The 22,706-nt window shown below is 68.7% G+C and carries 23 protein-coding genes; all 23 read right to left on the bottom strand.

What is annotated here, in order from left to right; translation table 11 throughout:
* A complete protein-coding gene (locus ACIQ6R_RS15975; RefSeq protein WP_404221792.1) occupies positions 1 to 750 on the bottom strand; it encodes a peptidoglycan recognition family protein in 750 nt (249 codons plus the stop codon).
* Between the two features lie 3 nt (positions 751 to 753).
* Positions 754 to 963 carry a hypothetical protein gene (locus tag ACIQ6R_RS15980; RefSeq protein WP_404221794.1) on the bottom strand — a complete coding sequence of 70 codons (210 nt, stop codon included), beginning with the start codon at positions 961 to 963 and terminating at the stop codon, positions 754 to 756.
* A 33-nt stretch (positions 964 to 996) separates the two neighbouring features.
* Positions 997 to 1,509, bottom strand: a complete 513-nt coding sequence (locus tag ACIQ6R_RS15985; protein WP_404221796.1) for a hypothetical protein — start codon at positions 1,507 to 1,509, stop codon at positions 997 to 999.
* 9 nt (positions 1,510 to 1,518) lie between these two features.
* On the bottom strand, positions 1,519 to 5,412 hold the full coding sequence (locus tag ACIQ6R_RS15990; protein ID WP_404221798.1) for a carbohydrate binding domain-containing protein: 3,894 nt from the start codon (positions 5,410 to 5,412) through the stop codon (positions 1,519 to 1,521).
* A gap of 1 nt (position 5,413) precedes the next feature.
* Positions 5,414 to 8,614, bottom strand: coding sequence for a hypothetical protein (locus tag ACIQ6R_RS15995; RefSeq protein WP_404221800.1), 3,201 nt, complete (start codon positions 8,612 to 8,614; stop codon positions 5,414 to 5,416).
* A gap of 123 nt (positions 8,615 to 8,737) precedes the next feature.
* Positions 8,738 to 9,145 carry a hypothetical protein gene (locus ACIQ6R_RS16000; protein WP_404221802.1) on the bottom strand — a complete coding sequence of 136 codons (408 nt, stop codon included), beginning with the start codon at positions 9,143 to 9,145 and terminating at the stop codon, positions 8,738 to 8,740.
* Between the two features lie 15 nt (positions 9,146 to 9,160).
* The gene (locus tag ACIQ6R_RS16005) at positions 9,161 to 9,574 is read right to left on the bottom strand and encodes a hypothetical protein (RefSeq protein WP_404221804.1); all 414 of its coding nucleotides are present in this window, start codon (positions 9,572 to 9,574) and stop codon (positions 9,161 to 9,163) included.
* Between the two features lie 5 nt (positions 9,575 to 9,579).
* Entirely contained in the window at positions 9,580 to 10,014 is a 435-nt protein-coding gene (locus tag ACIQ6R_RS16010) for a hypothetical protein (RefSeq protein WP_404221806.1), read from the bottom strand.
* Entirely contained in the window at positions 10,014 to 10,763 is a 750-nt protein-coding gene (locus tag ACIQ6R_RS16015) for a hypothetical protein (protein ID WP_404221808.1), read from the bottom strand. Before ACIQ6R_RS16015 ends, ACIQ6R_RS16010 begins: the two co-directional genes overlap by 1 nt.
* Before the next feature lie 2 nt (positions 10,764 to 10,765).
* Positions 10,766 to 11,224, bottom strand: coding sequence for a hypothetical protein (locus ACIQ6R_RS16020; protein ID WP_404221810.1), 459 nt, complete (start codon positions 11,222 to 11,224; stop codon positions 10,766 to 10,768).
* Position 11,225: 1 nt separating this feature from the next.
* Entirely contained in the window at positions 11,226 to 11,627 is a 402-nt protein-coding gene (locus tag ACIQ6R_RS16025) for a hypothetical protein (RefSeq protein ID WP_404221812.1), read from the bottom strand.
* 3 nt (positions 11,628 to 11,630) lie between these two features.
* Positions 11,631 to 13,016 carry a hypothetical protein gene (locus tag ACIQ6R_RS16030; protein WP_404221814.1) on the bottom strand — a complete coding sequence of 462 codons (1,386 nt, stop codon included), beginning with the start codon at positions 13,014 to 13,016 and terminating at the stop codon, positions 11,631 to 11,633.
* Positions 13,013 to 13,603 (bottom strand): hypothetical protein, encoded by a 591-nt coding sequence (locus ACIQ6R_RS16035; protein WP_404221816.1) that lies wholly within the window; start codon positions 13,601 to 13,603, stop codon positions 13,013 to 13,015. Before ACIQ6R_RS16035 ends, ACIQ6R_RS16030 begins: the two co-directional genes overlap by 4 nt.
* A 454-nt stretch (positions 13,604 to 14,057) precedes the next feature.
* Positions 14,058 to 14,564 (bottom strand): hypothetical protein, encoded by a 507-nt coding sequence (locus ACIQ6R_RS16040; protein ID WP_404221818.1) that lies wholly within the window; start codon positions 14,562 to 14,564, stop codon positions 14,058 to 14,060.
* 24 nt (positions 14,565 to 14,588) lie between these two features.
* On the bottom strand, positions 14,589 to 15,950 hold the full coding sequence (locus ACIQ6R_RS16045) for a phage major capsid protein (protein ID WP_404221820.1): 1,362 nt from the start codon (positions 15,948 to 15,950) through the stop codon (positions 14,589 to 14,591).
* A gap of 11 nt (positions 15,951 to 15,961) precedes the next feature.
* A complete protein-coding gene (locus ACIQ6R_RS16050) occupies positions 15,962 to 16,933 on the bottom strand; it encodes a head maturation protease, ClpP-related (protein WP_404221822.1) in 972 nt (323 codons plus the stop codon).
* A complete protein-coding gene (locus ACIQ6R_RS16055; protein WP_404221824.1) occupies positions 16,923 to 17,747 on the bottom strand; it encodes a hypothetical protein in 825 nt (274 codons plus the stop codon). The genes ACIQ6R_RS16050 and ACIQ6R_RS16055 overlap by 11 nt, the downstream gene beginning before the upstream one ends.
* A 110-nt stretch (positions 17,748 to 17,857) precedes the next feature.
* On the bottom strand, positions 17,858 to 19,327 hold the full coding sequence (locus tag ACIQ6R_RS16060) for a phage portal protein (protein WP_404221826.1): 1,470 nt from the start codon (positions 19,325 to 19,327) through the stop codon (positions 17,858 to 17,860).
* A gap of 260 nt (positions 19,328 to 19,587) precedes the next feature.
* Positions 19,588 to 20,988: a phage terminase large subunit gene (locus ACIQ6R_RS16065; protein WP_404221828.1), complete on the bottom strand. Its 1,401-nt coding sequence runs from the start codon at positions 20,986 to 20,988 to the stop codon at positions 19,588 to 19,590.
* A complete protein-coding gene (locus ACIQ6R_RS16070) occupies positions 20,985 to 21,509 on the bottom strand; it encodes a hypothetical protein (protein WP_404221830.1) in 525 nt (174 codons plus the stop codon). Before ACIQ6R_RS16070 ends, ACIQ6R_RS16065 begins: the two co-directional genes overlap by 4 nt.
* Positions 21,510 to 21,657: 148 nt before the next feature.
* The gene (locus ACIQ6R_RS16075) at positions 21,658 to 21,918 is read right to left on the bottom strand and encodes a hypothetical protein (protein WP_404221833.1); all 261 of its coding nucleotides are present in this window, start codon (positions 21,916 to 21,918) and stop codon (positions 21,658 to 21,660) included.
* A 113-nt stretch (positions 21,919 to 22,031) separates the two neighbouring features.
* Entirely contained in the window at positions 22,032 to 22,154 is a 123-nt protein-coding gene (locus ACIQ6R_RS16080; protein WP_404221836.1) for a hypothetical protein, read from the bottom strand.
* Entirely contained in the window at positions 22,151 to 22,654 is a 504-nt protein-coding gene (locus ACIQ6R_RS16085) for an HNH endonuclease signature motif containing protein (RefSeq protein ID WP_404221838.1), read from the bottom strand. The genes ACIQ6R_RS16080 and ACIQ6R_RS16085 overlap by 4 nt, the downstream gene beginning before the upstream one ends.
* Positions 22,655 to 22,706 lie beyond the last annotated feature (52 nt).

Here is a 22,706-nt window from a genome sequence, read left to right on the forward strand (position 1 = left end):
TCAGCTCTCCTTCTTCAGCTCGGCGACCGCCGCGAGCAGCGCGTCGACCTTCTCTTCCGTGCGGACGGCCGCGTTGTAGATCGACCGCAGGTACGACTGCGGCGTCCAGTTGGGGTTCGTCTGAACGTCCGGCGCGTCCGTCGGGGCCTGGATGATGTCCGTGAACCAGGCCGCAGTCGCGACGTCGTGCTTGGTCAGGTCCGCCATGGGGGCTTCCTCCTGCTCGGTGTTGGTGCTCTTGGGGCGCGGCGCCCCTGCCTTGACCCAGGCGTAGACCGCGGTGCCGGGGCAGGATGTGGCGTAGCCGTCGCGGTGCCCGCCGAGCCAGGAGCCGGCCGGGCCCTCGCGGCGGACGTAGTCGATCGCGTCACGAGCGCCGTGCAGCTGCGCGTCGGTCGGCCGGGTCAGTCCGGACGATCCGACCAGCAGCAGGACGGCGTAGTCCTGGTTGTTCAGGGTGGTGTTGCCGTTCGCCGAGTTGCGGCGGCGCAGGCCACGCCCCTCGTACACGTAGCCGTGCGTGCAGACGACGAAGCTGTAGCCGATGTCCGACCAGCCGTTGCCGTCCATGTGCTGCGCCTGGATCTGCCGCACGTAGTCATCGCACTGGGCGTGCGGCCTGTCCGCGTAGGCCGTACCGAGGTAGTGCAGCTTGATGCCGCCCCGCTTGCCGCTGTACAGCGTGCCGCCGTTCGGCATGCGGTACGCGCGCGCTCCCCACTGGGACCGGGATACGAGCTTCAGGGCCATCTGCTATACCTCCTGCTCGGGGATGACGACGGGCGCAGCGTGCACGGTCAGGTACATGGCCGTCGTGACCGACGCACCCGCCGCCTTCATCGCATCGACGAGAACCTGCGCCACCTCGTCCGCCGTCGCCAGCCCCGGCAGCCCCCCGCCCGGCGCCACATCGATCCGCATCTCCACGTCGAAGCCGGCCTCGCCGATCTCGGAATGGACCATGTACCTCGGGTAATCCTGCATGCTGGTGTCCTCTCAGCCGATCCGCTTGGCGCGGCCATACGAGCCGGAGCACACCTGCACCCCGGTCAGTCCGCTGGTGGCCTGCGCCCACTGGAAGGCGACCGTCCCCGCCGCCGTGGTCTCGACCTGCCCCGTCTCGACGAGCATCGACTGGCTGGCGGAGGACCGGGTGCCGTAGGTGCAGGTCGTGGTGAACGCGTGGATGCCCCAACGTCCGTCACCGCTGGGGTCGGCGGAGACAACACCGGAGGCGACACCCCACGCGGACCGTAGGCCGATCGCACCGGACGGAACTGACCAAGTCGTTTTGATCAGCTCCGCGGAAGGGGCCTGGTAGTGGACGTAGAACTCGACGAAGTAGATCGCGTTCGCCTCCAACGTGAAGGCGAGGTCCGGGTCGTCGGCGGTGGTCGTCGTCGCCGTCCTCGTGGTGGTGACGCGCTTGTACGCCTCCGTCGGCAGCATCGACGAGAGCAGCCCCGTCTGGAGGCGCCGCCCGGCGTAGAGGACTGGGTACTGGGACAAGACGGCCTCCTACAGGGCAGTCACGGAGGGGTAGGCGAGCGCGACCGCGGTGCCCGCTGTGTGGGTTTTGGTGACGCCGTTCTGTGAGCGGGTGACGGTGTACGTCTGCGGGTTGGTCACGTCGAAGTCGTCGTAGCGGATCTCCGGGTTGACGTTCGTGTTCGTGCTGGCGGAGATCGACCGCAGCCCCACATAGGTGGACGTGGTGATCGACGTGTCCTCGACCTCGGCCTGCCACACGTTCGGCTCGAACCCGGTAGCTGGCCAGGCTTTCGCCCGAAGTGTGCTGCCTGACGCCTGGAATCGGAGGCGGTACAGGGTGCCTGCGGTGTAGCCGCCTTCAACGGTGTGCGAGTCGAGTTCGGTCTCCGTCCCGGTGACGCGTTTCCGGATGGTCAGCGTCAGCGACCCGGTGGAGTTGAATGCCAGCCTGGCCATGTACATGTTGTCGCTGTCGACGTACCGTCCAGCGAGCATCCCGGACAGGAACCCGCCCGTCGCCGTCGCAGATGGGGTGAGGGAGACGTAGGCGTCGAAGTCCGTGTACGGGAAGTCGGTGAAGCTGCGGCGGGAGACGTTGGCGCTGGCCAGTCGGTGCGCACCGTACCCGCCGGTCACGTTGAAGTCCGCCGAGGTGCCGCCGCTCGTCGACCACGCCGCACCTGATCCGGCGCGCCCCCAGCTGGATGCCGCAGTCCGGCCGAAGCGGTCGTACAGCACCGACGACGACACCCGAGTGATCCGGGCAGCCCACACGTAGTAGACGTCCGACGAGGACGGCGTGCCCCCGTGCCGGACCCGCGCCCGCGCCCGCCCTGCTGTCGCCGGGGCGGTGACGGTCTCCTCCATGTACGTCCACACCCCGGCCGCCGCCGACTGCGCGGCCGTGACCGCGGTCGAGTCGAAGGAGCCCGCGTTGGTGTACCAGTACGCCGACGGCCGGATGTCCGATGAGCCGCCGGGCGAGTACACCCACATCGACACCACGTACTGCGCGCCCGGCGTGATGCTGTCGACGCTGGTCATGTCACAGACGGCGCCACCCGTAGACGACGTCCCGTCCGGGGTGATGAGGAGCGAGCCGGCCGCCCGCGGGTGCGGGTTTACCTGGTCCTGCGACCAGGCGAGGGTGGCGTTCTCCCCGGTCCAGGACGTGATGTTGCTGTCGAAGAACGGATTGGCGTTGAGGAGGCCGCCGGGGGCGGTGACCGTCATGACCTCGCCGCCGACCCGCCAGTCCAGCGGGGTGTCGGCAACGTAGGGCGTCCACCGGTAGCCGCTGATGGTGTACACGTCGACGGCGGTTTCGGTGGTGTCCAGGGCTTCGGCGAGCTGGGAACCGTCGGTGTCCAGCCACGCGAACTCGACCGGGCTGGTGGCCGTGGCGGCGGCACCAGTCCAGGCCACGTCGAGCGGTCGGGCGGGCGTGCAGTTGTAGGTGATCTTCCATTCGAACTGGTCGAGGGTCTCCGTGTAGCCCTGCACCAGGAGATCGATTGTGTCCGGCGGCAGCCACGCCGGCGGGTTCGTGATCTGGATGCGCGAGCCGGTGTCCACGGCCGCCGCGTCCTCGATCATGTGGGGGGCGGTCGCCAGGTTCACCGTGACCTGCGGGAAGCGGGTCTCGTCCCACGTCCCCAGGTGCAGGCGCCAACCCGCGTGCTGCAACGGCTGGTCGTCGTCGAGCAAGTTGAGCGTGGCGGAGGTGTCGTACAGGCCGATCCCGTCCGGTGGCTGCTGCGTCGACAACGGGCCCGTGTCCTGCGTCAGCCGCGCCGACGAGCCGTTCGTCCGCGCGACGGTGACATCGTTGGTGACGGACTGGTCGTCGTCGACCGGCTCCAGCGGTGTGACGAGCCCATCATCCCCCGTGTAGTCCAAGACCAGCGTCGGCGGCTGGTTGTACATGCTGGCCCGGGTCACGTACCGGATGCCGAGGATGCTCCGCTGCTCCGCGAGGATCCCCTCGTCAACGTCGCCGGCGCCCCGCATCACGTCCAACGCGGTCCCGGCTGGCTGGGTGCCGCACTGCTCGTCGCCCGGGCCTGTGGCGTAGGAGTGGATGGACTCCTCGATCCCGAGGCGTGACACGCGGGAGGGGGCTTCCTCCCCGTTCCAGCCGACGAGGGCGCCGCCGGTGGCGTTGTAGGAGGTGAGGCGGCGGCCGATGGTGAGGTGGCCTATGGCCGTGCCGTTCATTCCGGCGTCTTCGCCCATGCGGACCTGGGTGATGATGCCCGGGGTGTAGCCGGTTACCGTGCCGTCGACCTCGGTTGCGGACGCGGTGTTGTCGGGGACGGCGGTCGGCAGCGACTTGGCGATGTCGACGATGAGGATCTCGTAGTCGCTGTCGCCGAGGTCTTGGACGGTCTGGACGATGATGTACACCTCGCGGCCGTTGATGGCCTGCGTCCCAAACCCAGAGTCGTGTACCTGGGTGGCGTCCTCGTCGTAGGCTCGCAAGGCGAGCGCGCCGGAGGTGTTGACGTACAGGGACCAGATCTCCGCCGTGCCGGTCGTCGACCAGGACACGAGGCGTTGCGTCGACACCGTGCCCGCCTCGGGGATCCGGCAGAAGAACCCGACCTGTGACGTCGACCCGATCCGCGTATACGGAGGCACGGACACGCGGAGGCTGCCGCTGGTGATCGTCGGAACCGGCTGGGAGGCCACCCAGCCGTCGTAGGCCGCGAGCGTCACCCCCGCCGTGTACGACATCGGAGGATGCCCCGACATCGCCGAGGCGAGCTTCGTCGCCTCCGTACCATCCTCCATCGGCCAGTACGCGTGAATCCCCGTCTCCATCCGGCCCGGGCTCGTGAACTCCCGGTACATCGGCGACTTGGTGGGAATGGACCCGACGCCGAGCCGGCGCAGCACGCCAGCCGCATCGACCTGGGTGACAACGTGGTCGCCGCCGGTGTCCCAGCGGGGTATCCAGGAGGCGACCTCCCCGACGAACCGCACCTTCCGGTTGGTGACCTCCGCGTTCCCGGCGATCGTCCAGGTGAGGCCAGCGCTGTCGGCGAAGCTGGTCGTGCCGCTCGTCTGGGCGGTGAAGTCGGGGTCGGTGACGATCGTGCCGTCAATACCGGAGCGGAGTTCGGCGGCGTGCACGAGGCCGGTGGCGCGGTTGTTGTCGAGGTACTTCGCGTCACCGATCCGGAGCGGGGCGGTGCCCGCGTGGATGCTGGTGCTGCCGCTGTCGGTGATGGAGTCGCCGAGCTGCGTCCAAGGCCCGTCGATCGTGGGCGCGGTGTAGAAGGTGACGGTGTGCCCGCCGGCCCCGTTGTCGGCGTCGATGGTGACGCGGATGGTGATCCGTCCCGACGTCGTCAGCGGCAGGTCAGCGGTGGCCAGGGCGCCGTTCGTCATGAACGAACCGTTGCTGGACCACTCCAGGTAGGGGCGGCTGCGGTATGTCGACATCACCCACGACCTGGCGGCGGAGTCGTCCTTGCCGATGAGGTTGGTCTGCGGGAACGCGGTCTCCCCGGCGCTGGGGTAGTCGGGCAGGCACCAGTTGACGAGGGTCGCGTCGACGCGGATGTCGATATCGCCGGTGATGTCGAGGGCGGCCGTGTCCGGGGTCGACGCGTAGTCGCCTTCCCCGCCCGGCAGGTCGAGGGCCACGCTGCCCGTGCTCACCGACACGCGGATCGGGGTGTTGCGGCCGATCTGCCCGTACAGGGGGCTCTCCGGGTTCTGCGGCGAGTACTTCCCGTCCCCGTTCTTGAACGCCAGCGAGCAGCGGCCGGCATCGACCTGCTGCCCCCAATCGCGGCGGCCCCGGGTGATCTGGATGCGGTCCTCGTACAGCACGTCGGAGGACACATCGGTCCAGGTGGCGCCGTCGAGAGACAGGTCGACCTGGAGTGGGAGGAGGGTCTCGGGGAACGCCATCTCAGTTGTCTCCCAGGGTTGCGCGGAGGCCGCCGCGGGTGGATACGGCACGGCGTCCGGTGTCGACCCAGATCTGTTCGAACTCGCGGCCGCCAACGGACAGGTTGATCACGATGGGCTTGTCCGGGCGCCCCACCGCCGGCGTCGCCGCCTGCCGCGCGCCAGCCCCGCGGGGGGTGTTGAGCATGGAGGTCCAGGCCTGCTGCTGCATGCGGCGGGTGTCCGGGCCGGAGTACACGCGGGAGCCGTAGGGGAGGCGGACGAGTTCGGGTTCGTGTTCGCCGACCATCGTCCACGAGCCGCGCGCCCCGCCTGTCGCGGCGCCGCCGATGATGCCGCCCGTGGCTTTCATGCCGAAGCCCTTCTCGATGGCCTTCTCCATCGCGGCGGTGAGCTTCTTCATCCGGTCACCGAGGATGTCGACGGTCCGCTCCCAGGCTTTCACCAGCTGCTCCTGGCCCTTGATCTGCGAGCCGTACACGGCGTCCGAGGTGGTCTTCCCCGCGCTGATCGCCCGGTCCTGGATCTGCCGTTGGAGCACGTTCATCATCGCGATGTCCTTCGCGGACGCCTTCAGCATCGCGGACGCCGTCTCCAGGCCCCCGCCGTCGATGCCGGCCTCGGCGATCTGCTCGATGAGGTCGCTGCGGACGCCCTTCTTCTGGAGCTGCTGGAGAGCGGACGCGAACGCGCCCGCCTTGTCGCGGCTCCCGATCAGATTCGCCATGATCGACTGGGGGGTGACCGGGCCATCCCCACGGTTCTTCGTGATGTTCGCCGACGCCAGGACACCGTTCATGATGGACTCGCGCAGCTGCGACGCCGCGCGCCGCAGCTCATCGAGACGGTCCTTCGACTTCTGCAGCGACGACGACGCCTTCGTCAGCTGCCGCTCGTAGGTCATGAGCTTCTTGCCGGTGGAGTCCAGCTGCTTGAGCAGCCGCGATTCTGTCTTCCCGCTCGTCGCCTTCTGGATGATCGACCGCCATTGATTCAGCGCCGACACCAGCGACGAGATGCTGTCGGGGTTGCTGAGGGCGTTTCCGAACTCCGACGACCGCCAGCCGGCCATCCACCCGAACCGCGACAGAGTGAGGTCGGAACGGGCCTTGTTCCGCGCGTCCCGCTGCCCCTTCGTCGCCCCGCCCCCGGCCAACTTGAGCGTGCCCCTGTTCAGGGCGTCGAGGAGCGGGAGCCCGTACTTCTTCACCGCGGAGGACTGGACGACGTACTCGGTGTCCGACACCATGGCGGTCGCCCCAGACGCGAACGTCGCGAGGATGCTGTCCGAGCGGGGGCCGCCCGGGCCCTCGATGAGGCCGCCGTTCGGGAAGTGCTGCAGCGCGCCACCGTCGGCGCGGCGCTGCACCGGACCGCCGGCAGACCGGAATGGCTTCGCTGCCTGGTTGTCGATGTACCGGTTGTAGACGTTGACGTAAGCCGAAGCGATGGTACGGCCGTTGAGCCCTCCCGCGACAGCCCAGAACGGGGACGCGTTGGCCCTGATCTGCCCCGTCTTTGCAGGGATCTTGATGGCGCGGACCTGCCCGAGGGCGCCCATGAAGTGCGAAATGTTGCCCTTGAACTTGCCGGTGGCCGTCTGTCCGTCGAAGGTCTTCAGTGCCGCCTTGGCCTCAGCGAGCGCCCGCTCCGCGTCCTTCTTGTCGGCCTTCAGCTTCGCCTCGCGCGTGGCCGTCAGGCTCGGGTCCTGCAGCTTCGCCTTGATGTCGGCCAGGTTCGCCTTGGCCTGGTCGACGTTCATCTTCAGCTTCGCCCGGTTCAGACGCGGCACGGCCTCATCGACGAAGCTGTTGATGCCTGCGCCGACCGCAGCGAGATTTTCCTGCGCGTTCCCCGAGAACTCGTCCCACCGCGCGTTGGCTTCCTGCAGCCAGCCCATGCCGGGCAGGTGACCGAACGTGTTCGCCAGGGCGGAGATGAGGCCATCGATCGCCGTCATCACGCCCCGCGCCATGAGGTTGAAGACGGTGTAGAGCTTCGGCGCCCACTCGATGCCCGTGGTCACCATGTCGATGATCCCGCGGGACATCGCGAAGAACGCGGCCCGGATGATCTCGCGGTTGCGGTCCACCCAGTCGCTCAGCTTGGTGAAGCCGCCCGCCATGTCGTCGATCTTCGACGTGTCGATTCCGGTGACAGCCAGCAGCGAGTCGAAGAGGGCGCCGCCCAGATTCGAAGCCAGCGACCAGGCAGCATCCGCGCCGATGGTCAGGATCTCGGAGAACGCCCGCCAGGCATCCGCCGCGATCAGGGCCAGTGGCTCTATGCCCTCCATGGCCCCTTCGAAAATGGTGCCGATGCGGAGCATCTGCTCCCCGGCTGTTTCCAGCATCGCCCCGAGCAGCGGCCCGAACGCCTCCGCGAACGATCCGGCGACCTTGCCCAGCCCGGGCAGCAGGCCCTCATTCAAGAACGACGCCAGGCCCTCGATGACCTTCGCCGATCCGCCGATGCCCTGCTCCAGCTCCTCGAACATGCCGGGCAGTCCCGTGTCGAGGAACCCTCCGAGGAGCTCTTGCATGGCGTCCAGCGACGGCTGGGACTTCGCGCCGAACTCGAAGAACGCCTGCGTGAACTTGCCGACGCTCTCGGCGAACTGTTCGACGAAGACGACGCCCATCTGCGCGTTCTTCTGGAACGTCGACTGGAATGCTGGGCTGGCGGCGAACGCACTCGCGCGCTCGGTGATCGTCCCGAAGGTTTCCGCACCCAGGACGAGCGACGGCTCAAGATCCTTCATGGCGGACTTGAGGGACTTCACCGCGCGTTCCGTGTGCGGAGCGACCGCCTTCTCCGCCGCCTTCTTCCAGTCCTCGAACGCCGGCTTGAGCTCCTTCGCCTTCTTCTTCAAGTCGTCCATCGCGAGCGCGGCGCCGCCACCGACGACGGACAGGCCGGCGATCATGGGTGCGAGGGAGCCGATGGCGGGGAGCAGCGACGTGCCGATGGCCGCGCCCACCCCGATGAGCTGGCCTGTCAGCCCGCCGCCGCTCTTACCCAGGCTTCGGCCGGCGTCCTGGGCGGATGAGGCAACGTCGTCGAGGTCTCCGCCGACGATGCGCAGCGACCCTCCGAGCGCGGCGGCGCTGCGCTGCAGCTGGTTGATGTTCCGGGACACGGACTGGAAGCCGGGGCCCGTCAGGTCCCGGACGTGCACGGTGATCGTTACGTCGTCAGCCATCAGGGGCCCCTCCCTCCGTGTCAGGTGTGCCGAGTTCTTCGATGGTGATCAGTTGCAGCAGCTCCGCCGGCTCATCCATGAGCTGCGACGGCAGGCAGTGGAATCGTTCGCAGAGCTGCAGGATCAGGCGGGCACGGCTGAGTTCTCCGGGCTCTCGGAGTGGGGCGCCATGGGAATCGGTACCGCCGGGGACGGCTCGCCATCGGGCGAGCTCTGCGGCAAAGGGTCGGACACTCCGGAGGCCGCCTTCTGTCCGGCGTCAAGGATCGCGGAGACCATCGCCGTGTCCTGGCTGCACACGCCCTCGAACGTGCAGGGCACCGGCTGGCCCTCGTCGTCCTCGACGTTCCAGGAGACGAGGAGCCGGGTGAGAAGGGTGAAGAATTCGGGCCCGGAGCCTTCCTTGTTGCGCAGCTGGTAGAACTCCAGTTCCTCGCCGACGGTGAGGCCGCGCATGCTGGCCTCCAGCCCTTCCCACTCGGTGCCGGTGAAGTCGAGCTCGAAGATGCGGCGCTTGGGTCGGTATCCCATGAGTGGTCTCCTTTCTTAGGCTGCGGTCCACTGGGGGACAGTTCCGTCGCTGAGGACTCCTGGCACCGAGAACGTGAGTTCGCCGCTGTCGGCGCGGGTGAGGGGGTAGTCCGTGTACAGGCACTCGTTGGCGAGGGTCTGCCCGGACACCGTGAGCGTCGTGGTGCGCGCCACCGAGGTGGACGGCACCGTCTTGAACACGTCGTGCGACATGTTCGCGGCGTCGTTGAAGACCCCGTTGAGCGTCACGCTGAAGTCGGCGAGGAGGAGGATCCGCTCGTAAGCGGACTTGTCGATGCCGGTCGCGTCCTGAACGCCGCGGGGGGTGGCGAACTGGACGTTCGTGATGTCGTTGACGATGGCGCGGGCGGTGCCTGCTGCATCGTCAACGGAGCAGACAGACCATCCCAATCCGGACTCTTTGGCCATGACAGCTATCCCTTCTTCTGCTGGTCGACGAGCCGGAGCTGGTTCTCGCCGAAGTCCTCCACCCATTCGGCCGCGCGGGTATGCATGCGCTTACGGCCGGTGGGGTTCCCGCGCCAGTCCCCGTCGCGGACGAGATATAGCTCGGGGACGGTCTGGTGGTCCGCGAAGCAGCGCTGGCCGGACTCGAACCGGAAGACGGTCAGGCCCTCGCCGGTCTTCGTCTCGCGGAAGGTGCGCCGCGACTGGCCCCGGATGTACGCGGCCTGCGCCTTACCCAGCTCGGTCCGCTCGTCGATCACGGAGTCCCAGCCCTGGCGCCACTGCGGGCAGTCGACCTGCTCGCACACGGCGCGCACCGTCGTGTCCCGGCGGCGGGTGATCTGGTACGTCTGGTACGCGCCGACCGGCAGATTCGGGTCGATCCTTGTCACGGGTCGCATCAGTAGGTGACCTCCACATCGTTTCGGATCACCGACACCGCGAAGATCGCCTCGGTGAACGTGCCGCTGGTGACCACCCGCAGATACCGCTCCACCGTCTGATCCCGCGCCGTCTGCAGTCGCTGCGCCCCCACACCAGTCGCCGCAGTGAACCCGCCGCCGGTGACGTCCGCCCACGCATCCGCGGCAGCGTCGTCCGACGACTCCTGGAGCTTCACGGTGATGTCCGTGCCGGTGAGGCTGAAGACGTGCAGGTACGCCTGCAGACCGAAGCTCGTCGACCCGGTACCGAAGTCCACCGACGCGCCGTTCGTGCCAGTCGTATCCGTCCGCAGCCCTGCCGTCAGGAGCCGGCCCCACTCCAGCGTGTAGGTGTTGGACTGGGCTTCGACGGTGAAGGTGAAGGCGCCGTCGTCGCCGCGGGTGCCGTCGTAGCCGATCTGCTTGGCGATCAGGTTCGCCGACGGCGCACCGAGGGTGGTGCCGCGGCAGTACATGCCGGTCACGTCCGTGCGGGGCAGGACGGACAGCACCGCGTGCGCAGCGTCCGCCGCCGGGCCCGGGTTGAAGAAGGTCGTGACCTGCATGCGCCCGTCCTTCTTGCCGCCCTTCCGCTCGTGCGCGGACTTGTTGATCGCGGTGAAGTCCAAGGGCGACGGTCCGCCGCCGATGTTGCCGACGGTCTGAATGTCGCCGGAGAGGTCGTAGCCGGAGATGAACAGCGCATCTCCGAGACCAGCTTGTTTCACGGCTACGCCTCCTGGTTCCAGAGATCGTCAACGATGAGGGGCAGCAGGATCGTCATGCAGCGGTACTCCGCGTCGGACTCCTGCAAGTAGCCGGCGCGTGCCGAGAGCGGTTCGCCGTAGGCGCCGAGCAGGTCGACGTGGCGGACGAGACCGTCGAGGGTGAAGTCGCCGGAGTAGGCGGCCATCAGCCAGTCCAGGGCGTCCATCAGATCGGGGTCGATGCTGTCGGGGACCTTGCCGTTGATCGGCGCGTACAGGCGGACGAACAGGGCGAGGCGCGCCGACGTCTTGCCGAGGCCGGAGCCGCCGCGTGCGGGCCCGATCTGCTCAACCCAGACGGCACACGTGAGGCCGGAGACCGGCGGGGACTTCGGCTCGTGGCCGTTGACGGCGGCGAAGTAGCCGGACGCCAGGGCGTGGGACTGTGCGGCGTCGAGGACCGTGGTCGCGTTGAGGGCCATGTCAGATCAGCCCCCTCGATCGGTAGCGGGCGAGGAGGTCGCGGGCGATCTGCGGGGCCTTGCGGTCCAGCAGCGGCTTGGTCCGCCGGAACGTGAAGTACCCAGGGAAGATCGTGACGGGCGAGTTCCGGGAGCCGGTGCCCTCAAGCCACGGCCCGTAGATGACGCGCTGGTCGTGGACCTGGTACCGGCCCGTCGACGTGCGGTCCACCGAGATCTTCGACTGGTAGTAGCCCGTCGGCTGACGCAGCACCTGCCGCAGACGCTGGTGCACCATCCGCTCGCCCTCGATGGCGACCTGGTACTCGACGTCGTCCGCGTAGTCGTGCAGGGCGCGCCCCGCCCGGCCCGTAGCCCACGGGCCCGAGGCGTTGCTGTTGACGCGTACATCGAAGCCAGGCATCGCTCACACTCCCCTGTGGCGGGCTTTACGCCCGTGCGCGTCGTAGGTCTGGGTACGCAGCGACTCCAGCGACAGCGTCTCCACCGACACGGACTTCGCGCCCGAGCTGGTCTTGCTCGTGCGGGCGTAGCCGGCCTGCTCCTGCAGGAGTCGGTTCATGGCGTTGGCGATGACCAGGTCCCGGACGAGGCCGGGCGGTTCCCATCGGTGGACGGTGGTGCTGGTGGTGTGGGTGGCTGCGGTGGTGCCGAGGGCGCCGCGGGTGACGGTGAGGGTGCGGGCCGCGTAGATGGTGGCGCCGGTGGTGTGGGCGGCGAGGGTGCTGCCGTCCACTGACCGCTCGACGACGAGGGTGCTGCCGGCGATGTCGGTGATGAGCATGCGTTCGCCGTCGATGAGGAGGGTCTCGTCGACCGCGAAGCCGGACGCGTCGGCCACCGCGACGGTGGTGCCGTTCTTCTGCACGGTCAGGTCCGTGGCGAGGGTCTGCCCGGTCGCGGCCATGGTGCGGCCGGTGACGATCAGGCGTTCGGAGTCGATGCGGAGCAGGGAGCCGACGCCCACGCTGGCGGACGTGTCGCCGTCCACTGTGAGCGTGGTGGCCGTCGTGGTGGCCAGGGCCGTCGTGGTGGCGCCGAGGGTGGTCTCGGTGTTGCGGTAGCCCCACAGGCCGGTGATGGCGATGTCCCGTTGGTGGGTGTCGCCGCCGCCGTAGGTCGCGCTGGTGCCGATGTTGATCTCAACCCTGCTGTAGGGCGGGCCGGACCGGTTGGGTTCCAGGAGCACGTCGGCAGGGTCGATCGCTGCGCCGCCCGACGTGATCGCGGTGAGGGAGATCAGTTCGTTGTCGTCCAGCCAGATCCGCCACGACGGCCGGTACTGGCTGGCGGGCCAGTCGAAGAACCTCGTCGCCTGCACCGGGTAAAAGCGGCGGTGGCACAGGCCCTCGGCGTCCCGGGACGCGGACTCCAGCGCGCGATCGATCTGCCGGGAGGACCGGGCCGACGGCTGCACGTCCAAGGCCCGCTGCACGTCCTCGCGGGTGGCGTACCAGACGCCGGCCGGGCTGGTGTTCGTCGCCTCCGCCGAGGCGGGTGCGATGACGGTGACGGTCTCCGTGGCCGTGACCGCGGTCCCGTCGCCGAGGCCAGACCAGGTGGCGAGGTAGGCGCCGGCCGCGAGTGCTGCGGTGGGGGTCCAGGTGTAGCCGTAGGAACCGGCGGCGGGGTGCGTGACGCCCGTCGTGGTCGCTGCGAGTGCGGTGGTGCCGGTGCCGATGTTGACGATGCTGATCGTGGGGGTGGTGTCGAGGTCGGTGAGGGTGCCGCCCTCGAAGTCGTACCACTGCGACAGGAGCGCGACGGACTGTCCTGCGGTGACGTCGGTCATGCGGTGCTCCCGTCCACGATCAGCCCGAGCGTGTCGAGGGCGGTGAGCAGGTTGGCGAGGGCGGTGCCGTCCGTGCGGGAGCCGGTCACCGTCTGCTGCGCCACCGGCGTTGCGCCGTGGAAACCGACCGTGTTCGCCGCGCCGTCCAGGACGTGCCGCGTGGCCCCGTACAGGGCTTGCACGAACTCGACCTTCCCGGCGACCTGCACGTTCTGTGCGTCGGCGGACAGCCGGAAGTAGGAGCGCTGCGTGCCCTCACCGACCGCCGCGCCGGACCAGTTGGAGATGAGGAAGTCGGCGCCCGCGGCTTCGAGGTCGAGGGCGCTGCCGGTGGGCCGGAAGCGGAAGCCCTTGCCTGTGCCGAGGATGACGAAGTCGGTGTCGTCGATCGTGACGACACCGGTGAACGTGGCCCCGGTGAGAGCGGCGAGCAGCGCGACGAGCGCGTCAACGTAGCCCTTCGACGCCGCCGACTCGTCCGTGTCCGGGGAGGAGTCGGACAGGACGAGGTCACCGGTCATCGTGTCCCCGGCAACGTCGACCTTGCGGCTGTCGCCGGTGGTGCTGGTGTAGCCAGTCGCCGTCATGCTCTCCTCCTCCCTCAGACTTCGGTGTACGGGTGTTACTCAGCGGAGCCGTCGGTCTCCGACCCGGCGTCCGCCTGGCCGCCAGCCGTCGAACCGGCAGAAGAGGTCTCCGTCCGGTCCTGTCGTGAGCGGCTCCCCGTCTTCCGGGCACGCGACCGGGGGCCGGTCTCGCTCTTCACGGGCGAGGTCGACGGCTTCACGGACGATGTCTCGCCACTGCTCCCAGCTGATGACTCCTCACCGCCCTCCGTCTGGCCGGCCGCCGTGGCGTTCCGGTCGCTGGTCCCGCCGTGGCGGGTGATCTTCGGCATGTGCTCCTCCTCCACCGGGACCGCCGACTGAATGCCCAGCGCCAGCGCTGTGCCCTGCTCCGCGTGACGCTCCGACCCGCAGTGAGGGCACCGGGGCGCCCCCACTGCGAAGGCCGTCGTGCAGTCCAGGCAGACCCGCAAAGTCACTGCCGCGCCGCCAGCAGTTCCGGCGCACGCTGCACGACCAGGTCGTGAGGCAGGTACTCCGCAGACGCGAGGCGCGCCACGGTGCCCGGGTCCGCGGCGTCCAGCGAGATGTGCGTGAAGCCGTCCGACAGGGAGGCCGCGTTGACCGGGATCACGACCAGGACTTCCTGTGCCGCGTAGGTCGCGCCGGCCAGGGTTACCGTGGCCGCTGCGGTCTGGGTGACCTTCGTCCACGTCTCGTCGTTGTCGAGGGTGGCCTCGGCCTTGATCCAGTAGTGGTCGATCACCGCCAGGTTCTGGCTGGTGCCCGCCGACGCCGCTGTGTGCTCCTTGAGGGTGAGCGTCACGGCCTCGGTGCCGGAGCCGGCAGCCGCCAGGGAGACCTTGATGGCGGTGGCGCTGGCCCCCTTGAGAGCCAGCCGCTTGCCCGTGGCGCCCGCCGTGGCGAGATCCACGGGGGCGAAGCAGGTGTTGACGTCGAAGAGCCTTGCGAGCCCGTCCATGATGTTCTCCTCTGGAGGCGCCGGTCAGGCGGCGAGCTTGACGATCGGGGACACGGAGGCGCCGCCGTTGGCGGGGGTGATCGCGGACTGCAGCCACGGCCGGCCGTCGACGCGCGAGATGATCCGGAAGGCGACCTCGTCGGTGTCGAACTTGAAGTCGTCGGACTGCTTGGCCTGCATGGCCTGCCGGTCACCGACCAGGTAGAACCCGAAGTCGACGAGCGAGAGGTCACCAGCCTGTCCGAGAGAGGGAACCTTTTCGGACCGGATGACCGGCAGGCCCATGAGGGTGAGGGGCGGGGCGTCGATGGCCTGGCCGCCGGTCATCCACATGGCCGGGGAGGCGATGCCGTCGGTGCCGCGGGTCATCGCGAGCTGCGCCAGTTGCCCCCAGGCGTCCTGACCCACCAGCCAGACCGCCCGAGAGATGGACTGCGGCAGCATCCGCGAGTACATGTTGATCACGTCTTCGAACTTGATCTGCGACGACGTGGTCCGCGTGACCGAGATGGCGGCGGCACCGTTGAGGACACCGAGGGGCTTGCCGACACCGTCGCCGGTGAGAAACGCCTGGTCCTCGGCGAACGCCATCGCCTCGGGGAACGCCTCGTCCACGAAGCTGGTGAGACTGATCAGGGAGTCCGTGAGCAGCTCGCTCGGGATCTCCGTGTACGCGGTCAGCTTCTTCGCGTCGAGGACGATCCGCCCGAACTTGGGCTTGCTGCCCTGGAGCCTGCCGCCCTCCTCGGTCCAGTACGTGGTGATGCCGCCGTACACGGAGCCCACGTTGCTGGTGGAGTCGATCGCCGGGAACGGAACCCGCAGCGTCTCCATCGGGATGACCCGCGCCTTCGGACGCACCACGGACTGCTCCAGTGCGACCTTCAGCATCTCGGAGCGCAGGGTCTCGGGGATGAGGAACCCGCCGTCGGCCGGCACGTCGCTGCTGAAGTTCTTCAGCTGCGCGAGTTTGGCCTGGGCCTCGGCGGTATCGCGGTTGCCGTTGCCGCGCCAGATGGTGTGGAAGTACTCGCCCGAGCTGGCGAACAGGCCGTCGACCTTGGCGCCGAGCGCGGCCTTGTTGTACAGGCCCTTGGACCGCTCGGCCTTCGTCGCGTGCGCGTAGGGGTCCGGGGCCGCGTTCCGCAGGTCGGGGCGCTTGATGTCCTCGACGCCGTTCTCCCGCAGGAGGTTCGCGAAGCCCGCCTGCACGGCCTCGTCGACCTGCCGCTTGAGGTCGGTTCCCTCGCCCTGCTGCTTCTCGGCGTAGGCGGTGATGAAGTTCTTCAGGTCGTCGGGTGAGCCGACGACGTCCTTGGCCTTGGCCGGGTCCGCGAGCATCTCCGCCAGTTCGTCGGCGTTGCGCGGGATGGTGGGTGTTGCCACTGGTGCCTCCTTCAGGCTTCCGTCGCCGCGCTGGACGACGCCGTGGTGGTGAGGGTGGAGACCAGCACCGACCACGCGTCGGGCTCGTCCTGGGTGAGGTGAGCGGTCATCGCCGCCCACTCGTCTACGGCGGCGGGCTCCTCCGCCTCCGGCTCGGTGGCCGGGGGCTCGGGTTCGGGCTCGACGGGCGTGGTCTCGACGACCGGCTCGGCGGGCGGGGCCACCGCGGCGGCGAGCTGCGTCGCGACCTCTTCGCCGATCAGGGTCCGGATGTCCCCGTGCAGCGTGTGCGACTCCCGCTCCAGAGCCACCGGCTCCGGTGCGGGGGCCTGCTCGCGACCGGCGTACCGGAACACGGAGAGGTCCCAGGAGGCCGCCACGGCCAGCTCTCCGGGGGCGCGCTCGCTCTCGCGGGTCGGTTGGTCGACCTCGTCCGCGAGGCCCGCGTCGACGGCTTCCTGCGCACTGAACCACGTCTCGCGCTTCATCGCCGCGCGCCAGTCCTCGACGCTGCCGCCTGCGCGGGCCGCATAGATTCCGGCGATCTTGTCGGACTGGCGATCGAGGAGTTCGGCCATCTCGCGCATCTCGTCGGCATTACCGACGGAGAGCCCGGCCGCCTCGTGGATCATGAACTCGGCGCCCTGCCGGGCCACGATTCGATCGCCCGCCATGGCGATCACCGAGGCGATCGACGCGGCAAGGGAGTCGACGTAGACGGTGACGGGCGCGGGGTGGGCGCGCAGCGCATTCATGATCGCAATTCCGTCGAACACCGAACCGCCAGGGCTCGACAGGTGGAGGTTGATCTGCGACGCGCTCAACGCCTTGATGTCCGCGACGAACTCGTCGGCGGTGGTGCCGAGCCAGCCGATCTCGCCGTAGAGCATGACGTCGGCCTCGCCGCCTGCGAGGTTACGGATGCTGTACGGCTTCTTCTCGGACGCGAGTCTCGCCCGGATCTTGGACGGGTCAAACGGCATCAGCCTGTGCCCCCTTCCGGGCCTGCTTCCGCTGGTGGGTTCGTTCGGCGTGGCAGTTCGCGCAGACCACTTCACACTTGGCGATCTCGACCATGAGGCGCTCGTAGCTCGCCCGCGTGATCCCCGCGCTGACGTTGAACTCTTTGGCCTCGGAGTCGAGGTGATCGAACTCCATGACGTAGTACGGGTAGCGGACATCGCAGTCTGTGCACGGCTGGTTCTTCGCAGCCCGCACAGCAGCACGGTTCCGGCCGATGATGCGGTGAGCTGCCTCGCGGGCCTCGCCTGGGTTCCGCTCCCGCCACTTCTTGGTCGCGACCCTGTTCCCTACCCGGACGACTTGCCGCTCGTCCTCCGACAGGCTGCGGTGACGCTCTTGGCACTTCTCGGCGTGCGCAGCCGCGCACGGTGCGCAGGCTTCTTCACCGTGCACGTAGTGCGCCTGGTAGCCAGCGGCCGTGCCGGTTCGTCCGCCAGGGAAGTCGAGGGTGGGGAGTGCGCATGCCAGGCCGGGCTCGGGGGCGAGGGCGCGACGGCAGTCCGAGCACGGGCGCTGCCCAGCGCCGAGGTGCGCCTTGTAGCCGTCGAGGGTTCCCTGGATGCCGCCGGGGAAGCAGGCGAGGGAGCGCGCCCTCTCCTCAGCGCGGATCCGGCGCCGCGTCGTGGCACAGGACTCGCATACGGGTTCACCTGCGTGGCGGTGCGCTCCGTACCCGGCGATCGTCCCGGTGCGCCCCTGGGGGTAACCAGGAGTGGGTTTCGCGCAGGCAGGGGTAACGTAGGTCATGTCGATCTGCTCTCTCAGGTCGGCCATGCCCCGGGAGCGTTGGCGCGCTCGCCGGGGTCCATTGTTGTCACGGCTGATTCTACCGTTTACGCAGGTCAAGCCCCTTGTAGAATCGGCGAGTTGAAGCGTGAGGAGCGTCATGATTCGTCGCCCCCCTTGCGTCCCCGCTTGACGACCTTGCAGCGGCAGTCGTTGCCGTATGCGACGCCCTCGCAGCGGACGTAGCCCTCGCCGCCGGGGTAGTCCTTGTACGCCTGCTCGCGGTTCTTGTACGTGCGGCCGTCCTGCTCGCGGCAGTTGTGGCAGGTGTCGCCGTCGTCGGTGATCTGCACGACCCAGCGCTGCGCGTTCTCGAAGTCGTCCGTGAGCGCGGCCGTGGCCTCAGCCCACCCAGTCGGCGCAGGAGCGGGCGCACCGGAGTACGGGATGTCCGGCAGGCCGACTGCGGACAGGACCCCTGCCGGCTCCCAGCCCGCCGTGCGCAGCGCCGCCGCAGCTTCCGCCCGGGCGGTGAGCGTCGCGGCCTCGGTCTCGGGATCGGGGGGTACGGGGTCGCAGTAGTCGAATTCGAGGCCGTCGGCGGTCGGGCCGAAGAGCGGCAGCAACTCGTGGTTGAGCGCGGCCTTGATGCGTTCCAGGCGGGGCACGGTCTGCTGCTCCGCGAACCACGCCTTGGCCGCAAGGGCGGACGCGCGGTTGATGTCCTCGAAGTCACCGATGGCCGTCTTGCTGATGCCGTAGGCCTCACGGACGCGGTCGGCGGTCGCGCCGCGGAGCTCGACGAACTGCATGTCCCGCTGGCTGATGGTGCGGTCGACCCACTTGCCGTGCTCCAGGATCGCCACCCGGTGGGCGTTGCCGACGCCGCGGTGCTGCTCGTTCCAGCGTTCCCGCAGCTCGTCGAACTGGTCGTCCGACAGTGGGTCGGCAACCTCAATGATCCCGCCGGGCTGTGCGCTGTTGATGAAGAACGCGCGTGACCACTCGGCGGCGTACCGGCTGGTGTCCAGGTCCGGCAGGATCGACAGCACCGGCGACAGGCCCCGGTACGGGTCCCATGGGCACGGCCTGCGGAGCTGGATAACCTCGTCCAGGCCGAGGGGGATCTGCTCCCCGTCGGGGCTCGTGTACGTGTAGCCGGCGAGGAAGTTCGTGGTGGACGGCACCGGAGTCATGCGGTCGGGGCGGACGGGCCACATCTCCAGCGGCAGGTTCACGCCGGGCCGTCGGGCGATAACCCACCAGGCTTCGCCGGTGAGGTCGTAGTGCTGCTGCTGCGCCTCGACGAACTCCTGCCTGGGCATGAAGCCGTTGGGCTTGTTCCACAGGGTGAGAGCAGCGTGGTTGGTGACCTCGACGCGGTCCTCGTCCCGGCCGGACTTGGCCTTGCGCCAGAGTTTCCAGTCGACGAGGGCGGTGGCGTTGCTGGTGCGGTCGACGATGGCGAAGAGGGTGCCGACGGCGGACATGGCGCGCATCTGGGCTTCGGCGTCGCGGCGCTGCCCGAAGCGGGAGTACGCGGCGGCGCGGGAGGTGAACGGTACGGGGGTGTTGGCGGTGGCCGTGCGCGCCGCGTTGGAGAGCGCGCCGAGGAGGGTTCTGGCCAACGCCCCTCCTTACGTCACCCGCGTTCGTAGATCCGCCAGTTCAGGACGAAGCAGCCGAGACCGGCAGCGACGAGACCAGCGATCAGATGCCACACCATGGCGGCACCCGACAACAGAATGATCCCAGTCATGTCAAGCAGGATCGGCATACTTCTATTCACAGCCTGCGCCCATCTGCGGACACGTGCCCTGAACTGGGTCTTCTGCTTCATCGTCACGATCTCGTCCCCTCGGTGGCGGCCTGTAGGTTCACGACAATCTCACAACCAACGCACCCGAGGACGCCCACCCAGATCACGGGCCGCCACCATGTACCGCAGCGCGTCCATCGCATGGTCGTCCTTCTTCACCGGCTCCTCTTTCAGCCCGCCGGCGTTGCCCGGCTTCACAGCCCAGACGTAGCCGCCGACCTCATCCGTGGTGCACGTCGGCAGGGACGCTTCCACCAGCAGCGGGTCCCGCTCGGCCAGCGCATCCCGCACCACGAACAGGCGCGGCTTGCCGTCCCCCGCTGCCTTGAGCCGCGACTGCACAGCCTGGATGCCGTCGGAGACGCTCTTGTGCGCGGCCTGCGTACCCATGCCGAGGTGCTTCTCCAGCGTGGCCCTGTCCTCCGCGTCGTGGTCACAGATCACAGCGCGCGGCCGGGGCTCGGTCCACTCCATCGCGCAGCGGTCACAGGTGTGACAGTCGTGGTCGCTGCCCTTCGAGTCGCAGCACTCGGCACACTGGCGCACGAGACGCAGGATGTGCCGGGCGTGATCCTCGACGAGGCGCTTCGTCCGGTAGATCTCCCTGTACAGGAACAGCCGGCCGTCGCCGTCCTCTGCCCAGCATTGGAGGACGAAGGGGTTCGTGAAGCCGAAGTCGACGGTCCACCAGCGGGTCCACGAGTCGGGGATGGTGAACGGGTCGACGAGGTGGACGGCGTCGTCCCACGTCTCGTAGATCTGCCCTTCGGCGGCGGCCCACTGGCCGTTGAGCAGGCGGAGTTTCCTGACGCCGGTGAGCTTGTCGAGCTTCGCGAAGTAGTCGGCGCCCTTGGCGGTGGGCGTGCCGTCGGCGTTGACGTAGGCGGGGTTGTCCTTGTGGCGGGAGGTGAGCATCGTGGCTTCGCCGGAGTCGCAGCGCTGCTTCAGCCAGTGCGCGGGGTGGGCGGGGTTGCAGGCGGCGATCTGCTGCTGCCAGGACAGGACTCCGTTGCGGAGGCGGGTGGCGATCGCTTCCCAGTCGGCGATGGTCAGCTCGGTCGCTTCGTCTGCGAACACGAGGTCGTACTCCGCTGACATGATCTTCTCTGGCTTGTCCATGCCGCCGACGACGATGACGCTGCCGTTGCTGTACCGGTACCCGGCGGCCTCGCGGGCGCTGCCACCGAACCAGGTGACGATGCCCCGGGCGAGGGCGTCGGCTGCGACCTTCTTGTCGAACGTGACCAGCGTGGTCGAGGTCAGCGACACGGCGGTCTTGCGGACGATCAGGCAGCGGATGTTCGGGTTGTGGAGCGCGGCCAGGTGCACGCGGAACAGGGAGGCCAGGCTCTTCCCTGTCCCCGCCGGGCCGGCCATCACCACCTCGGAGTCCCGGTTCTTGAACAGCTGCCGGGCTGCGCCGCGGGGCTCGTAGCGGACGATGACGTCCTGGTCGAGCGCGGTTGTCACGTGAGGTCTTCGGGGTCGACGCCGACGACCTCGTAGCGGACGCCGCCGGAGTGCTCGACCTTCGCCGGCTGCTGCAGGCCGTGCAGCTTCTGGTACTGGTCGCGGATGCGGAGCGCGGTCTGGATGGCCTGCAACCGGGGGCCGTCGTCTTGGAGGGGTTTGCCGTCGTCGCCGCAGACGACGCGGCCGTGGGAGACGACGACGTGGTTGCGTTCGATGATCTCCATGGCGAGGACGTACAGGGTGTCGAGCTGTTCGGCTTCCGTCTGCCGGAGCTTGGTCACGGCGGGCAGGGCGACGTCGCGTTTGGCGGCTTGGATGCCGCGCCAGGCTTGGGAGCGGTCGTAGTAGCCGAAGCGGTCGGCGATTTCTTGGTAGGAGCAGCGGTGTTCGGCCCAGTATTCGGCGGCGGCGGCGTCGCGGCGGACGTTGTCGAGGCTGCGGACGTATTTGCCGTTTCCGTTGCGGGGGCGGTCGAGGTACTCGTGTTCGTTGGGCTCGGGTTGCTCGTCGTTGGCCACCGTTGCCCCCTCTCGTTGGTGGTGGTGTTACTGGTTGGCGTGCTTTGATGGTAACGATGCGTGCAACCGGGGTGGCGGCCCTTGCGGGTGGCGCGCAGGACGAAGGCCCGTCCCAGGGCGTGGGACGGGCCTTCAGTTACGTCGGCGGTCAGGCGGTTCGGGCCTGCCCCTTGATCGCCTCGATGAACTTGGAAGCAGTGGGTGCCGTCTGCGCGAGGAGAGCCGGGGCGCTCGCAGCCATCTGCATCATCGCCTCGTGCAGCGGGCTCATGGTGCGGCCCGCCGCCTCCAGAGCAACACGGGCATCCTCGGCCATCTTCACCTGCCGCTCGGACGGCTTCGGGGTGGTGCGGTGGCGGTCGAGCTGGCTCAGGGCCCGCTCGCGGTCGGGAAAGCACTGGTAGGTCATGGTTCATTCTCCCGCAGGTTGGGTGCCCACGTCAGCAGGCCTGGCATTCTCGGACAGTTCCAACGCCACGGCGGGTTCCTTTCGGTGGCGGTGGGTTGAGCGTATGGCGGAGGTCAAGCAGCCAGCGCGTCGGCCAGCAGGTCGATGCGGGCGGTGATGGGGAGGTCGACCGGGTAGAGGACGGTGACGGTGGCGAGGCCGCGCGCGGGGCGGGCCTTGGGCTCCGCGCCTCTCATCGGTCCGCCTTCCGTGCGGCAACCCGAGCGCGGTAGCGCGCCTTCTCCGCGTTCTTGCAGGTGCGGCAGAGCCGCGCGCCGTTCGGGCGCCGATAGGTGTTCTCTGGGGTGTACTCGTGCCCTTCCTGACAGTGGGTCGGAAGGCCGGCGGGGTGCCTGCGCTGAAGGTTTTCACTGTGAGTTACCGCTTCGAGGTGCTCAGGGTTGATGCAGCTCCTCTCGCGGCAGAGGTGGTCGATCTCAAGCCCATCGCCGATAGGACCGACGAGCACCACGTAGGCGAAGCGGTGGGCGTGTCCGACGTTGCTCGCGAAGCGGAACCGCCCGTAGCCCTTGTGGCTGATGAAGCCGGTCCAACGCCAGCATCCGCTCTCGTCGATCTCCACCTTCTCCAGCAGCCGGCGAAGGTCGGTGACCTGCGCGGTGCGGCTGGTTCCATCCGGGAGGGCCACCGCAACCGGGGCCCAGTCCCGCAGGACCGCTTCGAGTTCGAGGTGCATGGGCGGCTCCTGGTGGGTCTGGCTGGCGGTCTTGGTCGTCTGATGCGCCGTG

This window comes from Streptomyces sp. NPDC096048 (assembly GCF_044763415.1).
Lineage (GTDB): Bacteria > Actinomycetota > Actinomycetes > Streptomycetales > Streptomycetaceae > Streptomyces.